The sequence below is a fragment of the Frigoribacterium sp. CFBP9029 genome, from assembly GCF_034045305.1.
Classification (GTDB): Bacteria; Actinomycetota; Actinomycetes; order Actinomycetales; family Microbacteriaceae; genus Frigoribacterium.
In genome coordinates, this window is the sequence record NZ_JAXCWB010000001.1 from 267,959 (window position 1) to 282,379 (window position 14,421).

Sequence of the window (14,421 nt, forward strand, 5' to 3'; positions counted from 1 at the left end):
GGGTCAGCGCTGACCCGCCCCCGATGACGGGAACCCGCCGCACCGACCCGCGGAACAATGCGCGGCCCCGTACGGTTGGCCCTGGCAGTCAGCCCCGCACCACCCGAGAGGACTCCCATGACCGTCGACTGGATCACCCTGCAGAAGACCGCGCACGACGAGTTCGCCCGCCGGGTCGAGGCCGTGGCCGACTGGGACGCCCCCACACCCGACACCGAGTGGAAGGTCCGCGACCTCGTCCGGCACGTGACCCGCGAGCAGCAGTGGGTGCCCCTCCTGCTCGAGGGCGGCGACCCCGCCGAGGCCGAGAACTCCATCGAGCCGCTCGGCGACGACCTCGTCGAGGCCTGGCACCGCTGGTCGAACGCCGCGACGGCGGCCTGGCGCGACGCCGATCCGCACGCCGAGGTCCGACTGAGCGCCGACGTCGTCCCCGTGCACGAGTACCTGGCCGAGCAGGTCGCCGACGTCACCATCCACAGCTGGGATCTCGCTCGTGCGGTCGGCGCCGACGAAGAGCTGGACGACGCCCTGGTCGAGGCCGTCTGGGGCGTCTTCGAGCCGCAGAAGGACGCTCTCGAGGCCTCGGGGCTGTTCGCGTCGCCCGTGCCGGTCGGCGACGACGCCCCGCTCCGCATCCGCCTGCTCGCATTGACGGGCCGCGACGCCCGCTGACACGCCCGTCGCATTCGCGCCTCCCGGGGGTTCATCACCCGACCCTGGCAAGCTCGGGGCATGACCGATCCGATCGACCGCCCGTGGCTGCACAGCTACGCTCCTGACGTCCCCGCCGACATCGAGCCCGTCACGGGAAGCCTCGTCGACCTGATCGACGACGCCGTGGCCGCGCACCGCACGCGGCCGGCCCTCGAGTTCTTCGGGCGCGAGACGTCGTACCGCGATCTGGGCGACCAGATCGCGCGCGCGGCCGAAGGGCTCAGGAGGCTCGGCGTGCGTCGAGGCGACCGCGTCGCCCTGATCGTCCCCAACAGCCCGCAGCACGTGGTCGCGTTCTACGCCGTGCTGCGCCTCGGCGCCGTCGTCGTCGAGCACAACCCGCTCTACACCGACCGCGAGCTGCGCCACCTCTTCGAGGACCACGGCGCGACCGTGGCGGTCGCATGGGACAAGCTGGTCGACCGCCTCCGCGCCCTGCCCTCCGACCTCGGCCTGACGACCATCGTGTCGGTCGACGTGACCAAGGGCATGCCGCTCGGCACCCGGTTGGCGCTGAAGCTGCCGGTGCCCGCCGCCAGGTCGTCGCGGGCGGCGCTGACGGACGGCGCGACGGGCGACTCGACGTTCGACGACCTGCTGTCGAACCGCCCGATCAAGAAGAAGCACCCCCGGCCCGAGGTCGACGACGTCGCCCTGCTGCAGTACACGAGCGGCACGACCGGGTCGCCGAAGGGCGCGATCCTCACGCACCGCAACCTCCGCAGCAACGCCGAGCAGGGGCGCGCGTGGGTGCCGGGGCTGGTCGAGGGCGCCGAGACGGTCTACGGCGTGCTGCCGTTCTTCCACGCCTACGGGCTCACGCTGTGCCTCACCTTCGCGATGAGTCTCGGCGCGCGGCTGGTGCTGTTCCCGAAGTTCGACGTCGACCTCGTGCTCAAGGCGGCGAAGAAGCACCCGCCGACATTCCTGCCGGCGGTGCCGCCGATCTATCAGCGACTCGCCGACGGCGCCCGCGAGAAGCGCGTCGACCTGTCGTCGGCCCGCTTCGCCATCTCGGGTGCCATGAATCTGCCGACCTCCGTCGTGACCGCCTGGGAGGGGGTGACGGGCGGCATGCTCGTCGAGGGCTTCGGTCTCACCGAGACCTCGCCCGTCGCGCTCGGCAACCCCATCGGCCCGACCCGCCGCGTCGGCACCGTCGGGGTGCCGTTCCCGTCGACGGAGGCGATCGTCGTCGACCGGGACTCCCCCGATCCGACCCGACCCGTGCCTCCCGGGGCAGCGGGCGAACTGCTGCTGCGTGGTCCGCAGGTGTTCCGCGGCTACTGGAACCGGCCCGACGAGACCGCCGAGGCGTTCCTCGAGGGCGGCTGGTTCCGCACCGGCGACATCGTCAGCATGAGCGCCGACGGCTACGTGACCATCGTCGACCGCATCAAGGAGCTCATCGTCACGGGCGGCTTCAACGTCGCCCCGTCCGAGGTGGAGGAGGCCGTGCTCGGTGCCGACGGCATCGCCGAGGCCGCCGTGGTGGGGGTCCCGCGCGCCGAGGGCGGCGAGGACGTCGTCGCGGCCGTGGTCCTGGCCGCGGGCGCGACCCTCGACGAGGCCGCCGTGCGCGATCACTGCCGCGGGCGCCTTGCCGCCTACAAGGTGCCGCGCCGGGTCGTCGTGGTCGACGAGCTGCCGAAGTCGCTGATCGGCAAGGTGCTGCGTCGGCAGGTCCGCGACAGCCTCATCGCCGCGGGCTAGACGGGACGTCCCGGCACGACTAGAGCCAGCGGGCCCGGTCGAACGGCCAGAACACCACGAAGGCCCGGCCGACGACGTTCTCCTCCGGGACGAACCCCGCGTAGGGCCCGCTCTGGTGCGCCCGCGAGTCGGCGGAGTCCTCGCGGTTGTCGCCGAGCACCCACAGCGCCCCCTCGGGCACGGTGACGTCGAAGGGCGTCAGGGACGCCGGGTCGCCCGCGGGCACCGTGATGTACGGCTCGTCGATCGGCTCGCCGTTGACGAGCACGCGCCCCTCGGCGTCGCAGCACGAGACGGTGTCGCCCGGCAGCCCGATGACGCGCTTGACGAGGTCCTGACCCGGCTCCCCCGGCAGCCAGCCGCCCGGATCCTCGAAGACGACGATGTCGCCGTGGTGCAGCGGCATCGCGTTCGAGGCGAGCACGTTGACGACCAGCCGGTCGCCGATCATCAGCGTGTTCTCCATCGACGCGGACGGGATGTAGAACGACCGCACCAGATACGTGCGGACGCCCCACGAGACGAGCAGGGCGATCAGCACGATCACGACGACGTCGCGCAGGAGGCGGAACGGTCGATGGGGACGAGGAGGCGCGGTGTCGGTCACGACGACATCCTCTCAGTCGCCTGCTGGGGTCAGACCGATGCCCACCCGAGTCGTTCGAGTCGCGCCAGCGCGTGCTTCTCAGCCGGCGGCCGCGGGCCCATGACGGCGCCCACTCCCCGCAGCACGGCCGCGGCGGGACCGGCGGTCGGCAGCTCGACGGGACCGACGTGCGGCGGACGCAGATCGAGCAGCTCCTGGAATCGGGGTTGCAGCGTCGCGACCGCGCCGTTGAACAGCAGAGGGTAGCCGGCCCGGAGGACGGGGAACAGCGGTGGACGCCGGATGAACCGCACGACGTCGTCGGTGCGCGAGGTCCGCTCGAGGACTCCCCGGCGATCGAAGTCCATCAGCTGGTGCTGCATCTCGGCAACGGTCAGCGGCGGATTCGGCACGCCCATCAGCTCGCCGGCGACGGCCCACTCGCGGACGTAGGCATCGGGGCCTCCGGGCACCTCGCGCCCGCCCCATCGATGGAAGGCGGCCAGGAACGAGTCGGCGAAGGCCATGTGCACCCAGCTGAGCAGCTCGGGGTCGTTGGCCGCGTAATCGTGCGAGACGCCGTGACGGTCGTCGTACTGCCCGACGACCTTCGTATGCAGCCGCGAGACCCAGTTCGACGCCTGGGTCGCCGCGTCCCGACTGCCGTAGGTGACCGTGTAGATCCAGCGGATCGTCCCGGCGAGCCGCCCCAGAGGGTCCTCCTTGAAGCGCGAGTGGTCGTGCACTCCGGCGAGCGCACCGGGGTGGAGGGCCTGGACGAGCAGCGCCCGAACCCCGGCGGCGATGGTCGCCTTGGCCCCGTGCACGGCCCAGACGGCCGACCCCGGCTCGAAGAACCCCTCGTCGTCGCCCTTCTCGAGGTCGATCATCCACTGCGGCGTGCCCGTCGCCTGCCCGTTGAAGGTCTGCTGCAGACGGGCGCGCAGCGGGGAGACGAGGTCGGTCATGGCCCGATCATGCGCTCTCGGACCTGAGGACTCCCGTGAACGGACACCGCGCCTCCCGCAGCTCTCGAGAGACGCAGGAGGCGCGGCGGGCGTCGGCGACGGAGGGTCAGCCGCCGTGCGCCTCGACCGAGACGGACTGCCACTCGTTCCACGTCGCGAGACGCGACTCGTAGTCCTTGGTGGCGATGCCGAGCGGCGCCTTGCCGAAGAAGATGCGGAGGGGCGGCTGCTCGGCGTCGACGACTTTGAGGATCGCGCCGCGGGTGGCCTTCGGGTCGCCCGGGTCGGCGGCCGACGGGCGCTTCGAGGCGGCCTCGCGCACCTCGGCGTACTCCTCGAGCTCGTCGCTGCGCGACGCGGACGGGCCGGACCAGTCGGTGCTGAATCCGCCGGGCTCGACCAGGGTGACGTGGATGCCGAAGCCCGCCACCTCCTGCGCCAGCGACTGGCTGATGCCCTCGAGCGCCCACTTCGACGCGTGGTAGATGCCGACCGTCGGGAACGCGCTGATGCCGCCGATGCTGGACACCTGCACGATGTGGCCCGACCCCTGCTCGCGCATGATCGGCAGAGCAGCCTGTGTCACCCACAGGGCGCCGAACAGGTTCGTCTCGAGCTGCCCTCTGGCCTCGCTCTCGCTGATCTCCTCGACCATGCCGAAGTGGCCGTAGCCGGCGTTGTTCACGACGACGTCCAGGCGGCCGAACGTCTCGGCTGCCTCCTGCACGGCGGCGATGTCGGCCGCGCGGTCGGTGACGTCGAGCTGAAGCGGCAGGAAGGCGTCGCCGAACTGCTCGACGAGACCGGCGACGTCGTCGAGGTTCCGCGCGGTGCCGGCGACGCGATCGCCTCGTTCGAGTGCGGCCTCGGCCCACTCTCGGCCGAAGCCCTTGGATGCTCCGGTGATGAACCAGACCTTGCTCACGGTGTTCCTCTCGTCGGGGTGCGGGTCCCCCCGATCCAACGCCCGCCCGTCTGGACGGCGTCCAGGTGCCCCTTCCCCGCGTCGCTGCACGACGCGCACGATCGAACGGCCTCGTTCGCCCTAGAGTGAGAGGGTGACCATCGAGACCCCGCGTCCCTGGCTTGACTCGTACGCCCCCGGCGTCCCGCACGAGATCGAGCCCGTCACGGGCTCTCTCCTCGACCTGGTGGACGGCAGCGCGAAGCGCTACCCGAAGGCGGTGGCGCTCGAGTACTTCGGGGCCACGACCTCGTACACCGAGCTCGTCGAGCAGATCGCGCGTGCGGCCGAGGGCCTGCGGAAGCTCGGAGTGGGCCACGGCGACACCGTGGCCCTCGTGCTGCCGAACGGCCCGCAGCACGTCGTCGCGTTCTACGCCGTCCTGCGTCTCGGCGCCGTGGTCGTCGAGCACAACCCGCTCTACACGCCGCGCGAGCTGCGTCACCAGTTCGAAGACCACGGCGCCAAGATCGCCATCGCCTGGAACAAGGTCGTCGACACGATCCAGGCGTTCCCGGACGACGTCGCGGTCGACCACGTCGTCTCGGTCGACGTGACGAAGGCGATGCCGTTCGGCACGCGGCTGGCCCTCCGTCTGCCGATCGCCAAGGCACGCGAGTCCCGCGAGCGCCTCTTCGCGCCGGTCCGTGGCACGACCCCGTGGGAGGACGTCGTCGGCTCGCGCCCGATCCGCTCCAAGCACCCCCGCCCCGAGACCGACGACCTCGCGGTTATCCAGTACACGAGCGGCACCACCGGCACGCCGAAGGGCGCGCAGCTGACGCACCGCAACCTGCTCTCGAACGCGGCGCAGTCACGGGCCTGGGTGCCGACCATCGAGCAGGGCGCGTGCACCGTCTACGCCGTCCTGCCGATGTTCCACGCCTACGGCCTGACGCTCTGCCTGACCTTCGCGATGAGCATGGGGGCGCGCCTCGTGCTGTTCCCCGCCTTCGACCCGGCGCTCGTCCTCAAGGTCATGAAGAAGCGACCGCCGACCTTCCTGCCGGCCGTCCCGCCGATCTACACGCGCCTCCGCAAGGCGGCCGACGACGCCGGCGTCTCGCTGCGCGGCGTCGAGGTCGCGATCTCGGGCGCCATGCCCCTGTCCGCCGAGGTCGTCGAGCCGTGGGAGGCCGAGTCCGGCGGCTGGCTGGTCGAGGGCTACGGGCTCTCCGAGTGCTCGCCCGTACTGATGGCCAATCCCGTCGGGCCGACCCGCCGCGCCGGCACCGTGGGGCTCCCGCTGCCGAGCACGGAGGTGCGGGTCGTCGACCCCGACCAGCCGACGGTCGACGTCGCCCCCGGCGAGTCCGGCGAGCTGATCGTGCGCGGCCCCCAGGTGTTCACCGGCTACTACCGCAAGCCGCAGGCCACGAGCGAGGTCTTCGTCGACGGCGACTGGTTCCGCACCGGAGACATCGTCACCGTCGACGACGACGGCTTCGTGCGCGTCGTCGACCGCATCAAGGAGCTCATCATCACCGGTGGGTTCAACGTCGCGCCCTCCGAGGTCGAAGAGGTCCTGACGCGCTTCGAAGGCGTCGTCGACGCGGCCGTGGTCGGCATGCCGAGCCCCGGCGGCGAGCAGGTCGCCGCGGCGATCGTCGTCTCCCCCGGTGCCGAGGTCGACGTCGCCGAGCTGCGTGCCTTCGCCCGCAAGCACCTCACGCCCTACAAGGTGCCGCGCCGCATCGTCGTCGTCGACGCCCTGCCGACCTCGCTGATCGGCAAGGTGCTGCGCCGCAAGGTGCGCGACGAGCTGCTCGGTCACTGACCGACAGCGCCCCGGGCGTCCTGGCCCGGGGGCGGCGAGACCCGACCTAGTCGGCCTTGCCGTCCCGTCGCCCCTCGGCCAGCCAGGCCAGCCGCTGCAGCGTCTCGCGGTTGCGGTGCTTGAGCATGACGTTCTGCAGCGGTCTCGGCACGAGGGTTCCCGGGCCGGACACCGCGTCCTCCGTCATGGTCACGTGCGAACCGCCCGAGATGGGCTTGACCGCGAACCCGACCCGCGCCTCCCCCAGGGGCCAACCGCGCGCGATCATGACGACGCGACGGGGCGGGTCCCACTCGACGATGCTCGTCGAGTCGTCGATCACCGCGGGCCAGACGCCGACCGAGTGGCTGATCTTCGAGCCGGCCTCCGGCCACGCGGGCTCCACATCGCGCACTCGCGACGCCCCGACGACCCAGCTCGGGTACGACCAGCCGTCGCGCAGGATCGCGAAGACGTCCTTGGGCGATGCGTCCATGAATCGCTCCTCGATGCTCATGCCGGCTCCTCCCGGTCGGGCCCCAGATGGGGCAGGTCGGTGATGCCGAACTCGTGCCGGAGGGCGCTGCGGGCGGCGTAGGCGCCGCCCATCCCGTGCACGCTCGGCCCGGGCGGCACCGACGACGACGCGAGGTACACGCCGGCCACGGGGGTCCGCCACGGCTCGGTCGACAGCACCGGGCGCACGACGAGCTGTTTGAGGCTCGGCGCACCCGAGGCGATGTCGCCGCCGATGTAGTTCGGGTCGTGGGCCTCGAGCTCGTCGGCGCTGTACGAGTGCGACGCGAGCACCACGTCGCGGAAGCCCGGCGCGAAGCGCTCGATCTGCGCCGTGATGACCTCGGTCATGTCGCGGGTGCTGCCCGACGGCACGTGCGCGTACGTCCAGAGCGAGTGCTGCCCGCTCGGTGCCCGGGTGTCGTCGACGACGCTCGGCTGCACGACGAGCACGAACGGGTCGTCGGAGTGCCGCCCCCTGGCCACGTCGTGCTCGGCGCGGGCCACGTCGGCCCGATCGCCGCCGAGGTGCACCGTCGGCGACCCCCGCAGGGCGTCGACCGCCCAGGGCACCGGGCCGCTGAGCGCGAAGTCGACCTTCGACGCTCCCCCGCCGTAGCGGAACCGCTCGAGGCGACGACGATACCCGTCGGGGAGGCGCGCGCCGGCCATCGAGATCAGCTGCCGGGGCGTCACGTCCAGCAGTGCGACGTCGCTGTCGAGCTGCCCGAGGTCGGTGATCTCCGTGTCGGTCTCGATCACCCCGCCGTGCGCCACGAGGTCGGCCGCGAGCGCATCGGCGATCGACTGGCTGCCGCCGCGAGGCAGAGCCCAGCCCCGCCCATGCCCGTGCACGGCGAGGGTCAGACCGGCGGCGGAGGCGGACAGGCTCGGCATCGGACGGATGGCGTGGGCCATGACGCCGGCGAGCAGGGCCGTCGCCTCACGCGTCTTCAGCCCGGCGTCCCACCAGGGGCCGCCCTGGGCGAGGATGCGCAGGCCGAACTCCACCACCGTGCCGGGGTGCCTGGGCACCTGCAGGATGGGCGACAGCGTGAACTGCGAGATCTCGTCCTCGAGGTCGACGAGGCGGCCGAACATGCGGCGCCAGGTCGGCCCGTCCACCCCGAGACCGGCGACCGTCCGCTCGAGGTCGCGGTACGCCACACCCGCGGTGCCTCCGTCGACGGGATGCGCGTACGAGATCTCGGGCACGATCATCTCGACGCGCTGCTCGAGCCCCCACCGCCGGAAGAACCCCGAGGCCATGGCCATCGGGTGCACGGCGGAGCAGATGTCGTGGCGGAAGCCGGGCAGGGTCAGCTCGGCCGTGCGCGTGCCGCCGCCGATGGTCGACGCCCGCTCCACGAGCTGCACCTTGAGCCCCGCCCGAGCGAGCACCACCGCAGCGGCCAGCCCGTTGGGGCCCGCCCCGACGACCGATGCGTCGTAGGGCCGACTCATCGGCGACGCCCCGACACCGCCCGGACGGTCGCGAATCCGGCACCGAGGGCGGCGGCGACCGCGAGACCGCGACCGATGCCGCGGTGCTCGGTGTACCAGACCTGGGGGCTCGTCGAATGGGCCTGATCGCTGAAGATACCTCGCGCCCCGTGGTCGCCGGCCGTGGGCTCGTAGAGGTTGTCGGGCAGCATCGGCTCCTTCTTCTGAGGCGCCTGCTGACCCGAGTAGCCGGTCTTGGCCAGGAAGACGTCCATCAGCCCCGCGGCGAGGCGGTTGCCCATGACCGTGCCCAGCGTCGGCTCGCCGATCCACGACCGGCGACGCGGCTTCTCGGCGACGGCGGCGATGGCCCGGGCGCCGACCTCGGGTTCGAAGATCGGCGCGACGGGCATCGGGTGGTCGGGCAGATCCGTGCGGACCCAGTTGAACTGGATGGTGTTCAGCGCCGGCATGTCGACCGTCGAGATGCGGACCGCGCTCTTGTTGTGCAGCAGCTCGGTGGTCACCGACTCCGTGAAGCCCTGGACGGCGTGCTTCGCGGCGCAGTATGCGGCCTGCAGGGGGATGCCGCGGTGCGCCAGCGCCGAGCCGACCTGGATCACGTGACCGCTGTCGCGCGGCACCATCCGCGAGAGGGCCGCACGGGTTCCGTTGACGAAGCCGAAGTAGTTGACGGCCGTCGCCCGCTCGAAGTCGTCGGGGTCGGTGTCCAGGAACTCGCCGAACACCCCGACCATGGCGTCGTTCACCCAGAGGTCGATGGGCCCGAGCTCCGACTCGACTCGATCGGCGGCGGCCTCGACCTGCGCACGGTCGGCGACGTCCGTCGGGATGCCGAGAGCGCGACGCCCGGCGGCCTCGACGTCGGCGACGGCCCCGTCGAGTCCGTCCTGACCGCGGGCGAGCACCGCGACGTCCCAGCCGCGGGCGGCGAGCTCTCGGACGGTGGCACGGCCGAGTCCGGCGGTTCCTCCGGTGACGACGGCGATCCTGCTGGTGCTCATGCTTCTCCTCGACTCATCCTCGCGTTCGCGGGTCTCCGACGGTAGTCGTTCACGACCGAGGAGGCGCGACTCGCGTGAGTCGCGCCTCCTCGGTCGTCACCATGGCGCAGCGCCGCACGGTGCTAGATGTCGAAGCCGCCGAAGTCGCCGCCCCCGAAGTCGCCCCCGCCGAATCCACCGCCACCGAAGTCGCCACCCCCGAAGTCGCCGCCGCCGTCGCCCGCGCCGGTGTCGGCGCCCGCGGTCTCCGTGCCCGTGTCGCCCGGGTCGGAGCCGGTGTCGGAGCCGTCGCCCTGGTCGCCCTCGCCGCCGTCGGCCGTGGCGCCGCCGTCGGGCAGGAACGCACCGACCAGCGCCGAGCCGATCACGAAGCCGGCCACCGTGCCGAGCAGCGAGCCGCCGATCATCGACCCCATGCCGGGCCCGCGGCGACCCTGGGCGTTCTGCCCCTCGGAGGGGCTGCCGCCGCCGAGCGTGCGCTCGAGGGTGCCCGGCTGGCGGAGCTCGGACCGGGTGGCGGCCTGCGCCAGCGACGCCGGGTCGTCGCCGCGCGGGCGCTCGCTCTCGGACGCCTGCGCGCTGAGCTCGTCGAAGACCAGGCGACGCTGCTCGGGCGTGAGCTTCTCGAAGGCCTCGGCGTGCACCTGCTCGATGGTCTCGGGCGGGGCCGTCCGCAGCAGGTAGCGATAGCGCTCGACGGCGATCTCGTCGTCGGTCCGTGCAGCCTGCGGTGCGGACGACCGGGGCGCGGGCGCCTGCCCGTACGGCTGCTGGCCGGAGGGCGCCTGGTCATACGACTGCTGGCCGGAGGGCGCCTGGTCGTACGACTGCTGGCCGGAGGGCTGCTGTTCGTACGACTGCTGGCCGTAGGGCCGGGTGTCCGCCCTGGGGCCGGGCTTGGCCTGGTCGTCGTCGCGGCCGAGGAGTCTGTCGAGGAATCCCATCGGAGCGGTTCCCTTCCGTTCGTGGTGTGCGGTGCGGAGGCACCTGCCGAACATGACAGTACGGTCGCCCGCCGCCGCCTGCCTGTGCGCAGCGTGCGGATCAGCCGCGAACGTCGCCGTCGACGTCTCGGTGATCGCGGGGCTCGCGGGTGTCGTGGGCGCCGGCGGAGTCGCCGCGACGTCGGCGCCGCAGCAGCGCCCGCACCACGAGCCAGACGATCACGCCGACGATCGCGCCGTAGACGATGTAGTCGAGGTACTTCGCGTACTCGTCGATCAGCTCGTACTGGGTTCCGAGGGCGGCGCCCAGGGAGATCAGGAGGGTGTTCCAGATGCCGCTGCCGACGATGGTGAAGAGCGAGAACGTGACGAGGGGCATGCGGTCGGCGCCGGCCGGCAGCGAGATGAGACTGCGGACGCCGGGGATGAAGCGCCCGAAGAAGACGGCCGAGCGACCGTGCCGGTGGAACCAGCCCGCCGCCTTGTCGAAGTCCTCGCGGTCGACGAGCGGCAGCGTCGAGAGCCATCGGATGCTCCGTTCGAGACCGAGCTTCGCACCGAGGAGGTACAGCACGAGTGCACCGACGTACGCTCCGAGCGTCGTGACGACGATGAGGAGGCCGATGTTCATGTCGCCGCTGCCGGCGAGTGCACCGGCCAACGGCAGGATCAGCTCGCTCGGGATCGGCGGGAAGATCGTCTCGATGAAGGTCAGCAGACCGACGCCCCACTCGCCCAGCGCGTCGATCACGCGCGACGCGATGCCGACGATGCCCCCGCTCTCGGTCAACGACCCGGGGGCGGATGCGGCGGTCAGGAGTGCGGTCGGCGCGGCTGAGGAGGTCATGTGTCCCTGGGTCGGTTCGGGTCCCGCTCGGGACGGGCTCGGATCGGCTCTTCGAGTATGCCGGGTCAGGCTGTGGACGACCCCTGCGCGGGTCAGACGGGTCGGCCGGCGCCTCGTCGGCGGGTCGCGAGCAGCCCGATCAGTCGCCAGCCCACCAGGAACACCCCGAGCACGATCGCCGTGACGACCACGAAGCTCGGCTCGACGCCCTGTCCGCTCGCGACACGCAGCAGCACTCCCACGACGACCGTCGCCACCCAGACGACCAGCCCCGCCCTGGGGCCGCGCATCGACCAGCCCACCCCGAGCACCGTCGCCCAGCCGACGGCGAGACCGACGACGAACGGCCAGAGGGTCGTCGCGACGCCCGTGGGGTCGAGGGCCTCGGCATGACTGCTGCGGCCGATGAGGACGAACGCTGCGACGAGCAGGAGATCGACGACGGCGACCCACCAGAGCCCTGTGGAGCGCCTCGAGCGCCCGCTGCGTGAGATGCCGGTCATGTCTGCCTTTCGAGCGGGAGCGGGTTCAGGAGGGCTGCTCGAGCGTCTGCGACAGCTCCGACAGCAGGTCGTCGATCTGCGGTTCGACGAGACGCTCGACGGCGTCGCCGATGCGCTCCCGCTGAGCGACGAGGGCGAAGCAGAGGCTCGTGCCGACCGACTGCGCGTGGTCGTCGGCCAGCGCGAGCTCCCGGCGCAGCGCCTCCTTGGCCTCGTCGGAGTACTCGACGGGGTCGACCGTGCGGGACCCGGCAGGAGGCGCGTCCTCCTCTGCGAGACCGGCCAGCGTGAACAGGAACGGCTGAGCGGGGTCCGGTTCGGGATCGACGTCGAGCCCCTCGAACTCGGGGTCGAGACCGACGTCGGGGCGGTAGCCGACGTCGACGACGCCGTCGGCCTCGCGACGCAGCTCCCGGTCGACGAGCGGCAGGTTGCGGGCCGTGTAGATCTCGACCTCGTCGTCGACGATGTGACGCAGCCGGTTCAGCAGCGCGTGCTGGACGGCGTGCGGCACGTCGCGGTCGAAACCGGCGGCGACGGCGACGGGCGACCCGAAGCAGAGCCGGCACACGCGGGTGCGCCCGCGGGCCGTGCCGATGCGCCAGCGGGGCAGCCAGCGCAGCCAGGCGTCGACGGCGCTCTGCACGCGCCCCTCGATCGATTCCGCCATGCCCCGAATCTACGGGCATCGGGCGGTGATGACCGCGTACCCCCGGGCGATTCACCGGGTCGGGGCCCGGGTGCCGTCAGTCGACGGTGACGAAGTCGATCAGTCGCTCGACGGGGCCGAGCAGAGCGGGTTCGAGGTCGGCGAAGGTCCGCACCCGCCCGAGGATCCGCTGCCAGGCGGCGGCGATGTCGGCCTGGTCGTCGTGCGGCCAGCCGAGCGCGTCGCAGATGCCGTGCTTCCATTCGATCGAGCGGGGCACCGCGGGCCACTCGGCGAGACCGACGCGCGCGGGCCTGACCGCCTGCCAGACGTCGACGAACGGGTGCCCGACGACGAGCACGCCCGCCCCCGACGGCCCCGCCATGACGGAGTCGGCGATCCGGCTCTCCTTCGAGCCGGCGACGAGGTGGTCGACCAGCACGCCCACCCGCCGGGTGGGCGACGGACGGAACTCCGCGAGCACCTCGGCCAGGTGGTCGACGCCCTCGAGGTACTCGACGACGACGCCCTCGATCCGCAGGTCGGAGCCCCATACCTTCTCGACCAGCTCGGCGTCGTGACGTCCTTCGACGAAGATCCGGCTCTCGCGGGCGACCCGGGCACGGGCCCCGTCGACGGCGAACGATCCCGACGCGGTGCGTGCCCGGCCGGCCGGCGCCGCCCGCGGCACCCGCAGCGCCACGGGCGCGCCGTCGATCAGGAACGATCCCGACAGCGGGAACGCCCGCACGCGGCCCTTCCAGTCCTCCAGCTCGACCAGGCCCGCCGAGACCCGCACGACGGCCCCGGTGAAGCCGCTCGCGGAGTCCTCGACGACCAGATCGCGGACGGCGTCGGTCGGCGTCGCGACCGGCCGCTTCGAGCGCTTCCAGTCGCCGCTCAGCACGTCGTCTCCGTATCGGTCGTCAGTCACGGGGCGATGGACCTCTCTGCGGTGGTTCGGGTCGGGTTCGGGGTTGCGGTCTCGGTGATGGCTGGTAGGGGCGAGGCGGGCTCTTCGACGCCCCGGCCTCGTCGGACCGGCGACGCTCGCCGGGCCGCGGCGAGGTGCGACCCACGGGGGACGCGGCCTTCGCCCCGACCGCGCGGGGCTGAGCCGCGCGGGGCTGAGCCGCGCGGGGCTGAGCCACGCGGGCCGGGGCGTCGCGAGAGGGCCCGTCTCGAGGGGGTGACCGGCGTGAGACCCCCTGCGCCGCGCCTCCGGCGGCGCGTGCGGGAGTCGACCGCGCGGCCGTCGTTCCCGTCTGCGCCGATCGCCGCGGCGGAGCGAATCCGCCGGTGAGCACCCAGCTGAGCCAGACGAGCATCCCCACGACGTAGACGACGGACACCGCGAGCGGGATCCACCATGCGGCGACGGCACCACCGGACTGGCCGACGAGTGCCACGACGATCAGCGCGGCGACGAACCAGAGCCCCGCCGCCGTGCCTCGGGCGAGGTGGCTGGCGAGTCGACGGCGCAGCTCACGGCGTCGGGACTCGTGCTTCCAGTAGGAGGCGCGGGGCACGAGCAGGTGCCGTGCGGGCGTCCAGGCGAGCGCGGCGGCCGAGACCAGATACGCGATCAGGATCACGACGGCGACCGCGACGGCGACCAGGAGGAGGTCCGACCTGCTCGCGAACGCCGCCCCGGCACCGTCCGTCGTGCGGATGACGACGACGCGCAGGGGCAGCCACGTCGCCGCGACGGCCACGACGACGGCGAGACCCATGACCGCCACCCCGACCGGGGCGGCGGGTCGGATCCACCGGGGCACGCTCATCGGTCG

15 protein-coding genes are annotated in these 14,421 nt (G+C 72.4%); 3 read left to right on the forward strand and 12 right to left on the reverse strand.

Going from position 1 to position 14,421, the window contains the following annotated elements; genetic code table 11:
• The first annotated feature begins 117 nt into the window (after nucleotides 1–117).
• Together SOM11_RS01260 and SOM11_RS01265 are read left to right on the forward strand one after the other, a co-directional pair.
• Complete coding sequence (locus tag SOM11_RS01260) at nucleotides 118–675, forward strand: TIGR03086 family metal-binding protein (protein ID WP_192059879.1); 558 nt, start codon at nucleotides 118–120, stop codon at nucleotides 673–675.
• Nucleotides 676–735: 60 nt separating this feature from the next.
• Nucleotides 736–2,430: a long-chain-fatty-acid--CoA ligase gene (locus tag SOM11_RS01265; RefSeq protein ID WP_192059877.1), complete on the forward strand. Its 1,695-nt coding sequence runs from the start codon at nucleotides 736–738 to the stop codon at nucleotides 2,428–2,430.
• Nucleotides 2,431–2,449: 19 nt separating this feature from the next.
• On the opposite strand, the gene lepB is transcribed toward SOM11_RS01265, so the two are convergent.
• The 3 genes from lepB to SOM11_RS01280 all read right to left on the reverse strand — a co-directional run bounded on the left by lepB (nucleotide 2,450) and on the right by SOM11_RS01280 (nucleotide 4,909).
• The gene (gene lepB, locus SOM11_RS01270) at nucleotides 2,450–3,037 is read right to left on the reverse strand and encodes a signal peptidase I (RefSeq protein WP_243215847.1); all 588 of its coding nucleotides are present in this window, start codon (nucleotides 3,035–3,037) and stop codon (nucleotides 2,450–2,452) included.
• A 29-nt stretch (nucleotides 3,038–3,066) separates the two neighbouring features.
• A complete protein-coding gene (locus SOM11_RS01275; RefSeq protein ID WP_243215848.1) occupies nucleotides 3,067–3,984 on the reverse strand; it encodes an oxygenase MpaB family protein in 918 nt (305 codons plus the stop codon).
• 106 nt (nucleotides 3,985–4,090) lie between these two features.
• Complete coding sequence (locus tag SOM11_RS01280) at nucleotides 4,091–4,909, reverse strand: SDR family oxidoreductase (RefSeq protein ID WP_320476968.1); 819 nt, start codon at nucleotides 4,907–4,909, stop codon at nucleotides 4,091–4,093.
• Nucleotides 4,910–5,042: 133 nt separating this feature from the next.
• Here SOM11_RS01280 and SOM11_RS01285 point away from each other — a divergent pair, with 133 nt between their 5' ends.
• Nucleotides 5,043–6,725: a long-chain-fatty-acid--CoA ligase gene (locus SOM11_RS01285; protein ID WP_320476969.1), complete on the forward strand. Its 1,683-nt coding sequence runs from the start codon at nucleotides 5,043–5,045 to the stop codon at nucleotides 6,723–6,725.
• A gap of 46 nt (nucleotides 6,726–6,771) precedes the next feature.
• On the opposite strand, the gene SOM11_RS01290 is transcribed toward SOM11_RS01285, so the two are convergent.
• The 9 genes from SOM11_RS01290 to SOM11_RS01330 form a co-directional block, all read right to left on the reverse strand.
• Nucleotides 6,772–7,221: an SRPBCC family protein gene (locus SOM11_RS01290; RefSeq protein WP_320476970.1), complete on the reverse strand. Its 450-nt coding sequence runs from the start codon at nucleotides 7,219–7,221 to the stop codon at nucleotides 6,772–6,774.
• Nucleotides 7,218–8,684 (reverse strand): NAD(P)/FAD-dependent oxidoreductase, encoded by a 1,467-nt coding sequence (locus SOM11_RS01295; protein WP_320476971.1) that lies wholly within the window; start codon nucleotides 8,682–8,684, stop codon nucleotides 7,218–7,220. Before SOM11_RS01295 ends, SOM11_RS01290 begins: the two co-directional genes overlap by 4 nt.
• Nucleotides 8,681–9,688: an SDR family oxidoreductase gene (locus SOM11_RS01300; protein WP_243215855.1), complete on the reverse strand. Its 1,008-nt coding sequence runs from the start codon at nucleotides 9,686–9,688 to the stop codon at nucleotides 8,681–8,683. Before SOM11_RS01300 ends, SOM11_RS01295 begins: the two co-directional genes overlap by 4 nt.
• A gap of 122 nt (nucleotides 9,689–9,810) precedes the next feature.
• Nucleotides 9,811–10,632: a hypothetical protein gene (locus tag SOM11_RS01305; RefSeq protein WP_320476972.1), complete on the reverse strand. Its 822-nt coding sequence runs from the start codon at nucleotides 10,630–10,632 to the stop codon at nucleotides 9,811–9,813.
• Between the two features lie 100 nt (nucleotides 10,633–10,732).
• Nucleotides 10,733–11,479, reverse strand: a complete 747-nt coding sequence (locus tag SOM11_RS01310; RefSeq protein ID WP_320476973.1) for a DedA family protein — start codon at nucleotides 11,477–11,479, stop codon at nucleotides 10,733–10,735.
• 92 nt (nucleotides 11,480–11,571) lie between these two features.
• Nucleotides 11,572–11,982, reverse strand: a complete 411-nt coding sequence (locus SOM11_RS01315) for a DUF3054 domain-containing protein (RefSeq protein ID WP_320476974.1) — start codon at nucleotides 11,980–11,982, stop codon at nucleotides 11,572–11,574.
• Between the two features lie 25 nt (nucleotides 11,983–12,007).
• A complete protein-coding gene (locus tag SOM11_RS01320) occupies nucleotides 12,008–12,652 on the reverse strand; it encodes a spermidine/putrescine ABC transporter substrate-binding protein (RefSeq protein WP_192059854.1) in 645 nt (214 codons plus the stop codon).
• 76 nt (nucleotides 12,653–12,728) lie between these two features.
• A complete protein-coding gene (locus tag SOM11_RS01325) occupies nucleotides 12,729–13,565 on the reverse strand; it encodes a DUF3097 domain-containing protein (protein WP_243215221.1) in 837 nt (278 codons plus the stop codon).
• Complete coding sequence (locus SOM11_RS01330) at nucleotides 13,558–14,415, reverse strand: hypothetical protein (protein WP_320476975.1); 858 nt, start codon at nucleotides 14,413–14,415, stop codon at nucleotides 13,558–13,560. Before SOM11_RS01330 ends, SOM11_RS01325 begins: the two co-directional genes overlap by 8 nt.
• Between the last annotated feature and the right edge of the window lie 6 nt (nucleotides 14,416–14,421).

Coding starts and splice junctions, on each gene's coding strand:
- SOM11_RS01315 (WP_320476974.1), bottom strand. CDS start 11,982: ATGACCGGCATCTCACGCAGCGGGCGCTCGAGGCGCTCCACAGGGCTC.
- SOM11_RS01320 (WP_192059854.1), bottom strand. CDS start 12,652: ATGGCGGAATCGATCGAGGGGCGCGTGCAGAGCGCCGTCGACGCCTGG.
- SOM11_RS01330 (WP_320476975.1), bottom strand. CDS start 14,415: ATGAGCGTGCCCCGGTGGATCCGACCCGCCGCCCCGGTCGGGGTGGCG.
- SOM11_RS01295 (WP_320476971.1), bottom strand. CDS start 8,684: ATGAGTCGGCCCTACGACGCATCGGTCGTCGGGGCGGGCCCCAACGGG.
- SOM11_RS01260 (WP_192059879.1), top strand. CDS start 118: ATGACCGTCGACTGGATCACCCTGCAGAAGACCGCGCACGACGAGTTC.
- SOM11_RS01265 (WP_192059877.1), top strand. CDS start 736: ATGACCGATCCGATCGACCGCCCGTGGCTGCACAGCTACGCTCCTGAC.
- SOM11_RS01310 (WP_320476973.1), bottom strand. CDS start 11,479: ATGACCTCCTCAGCCGCGCCGACCGCACTCCTGACCGCCGCATCCGCC.
- SOM11_RS01300 (WP_243215855.1), bottom strand. CDS start 9,688: ATGAGCACCAGCAGGATCGCCGTCGTCACCGGAGGAACCGCCGGACTC.
- SOM11_RS01275 (WP_243215848.1), bottom strand. CDS start 3,984: ATGACCGACCTCGTCTCCCCGCTGCGCGCCCGTCTGCAGCAGACCTTC.
- SOM11_RS01305 (WP_320476972.1), bottom strand. CDS start 10,632: ATGGGATTCCTCGACAGACTCCTCGGCCGCGACGACGACCAGGCCAAG.
- SOM11_RS01290 (WP_320476970.1), bottom strand. CDS start 7,221: ATGAGCATCGAGGAGCGATTCATGGACGCATCGCCCAAGGACGTCTTC.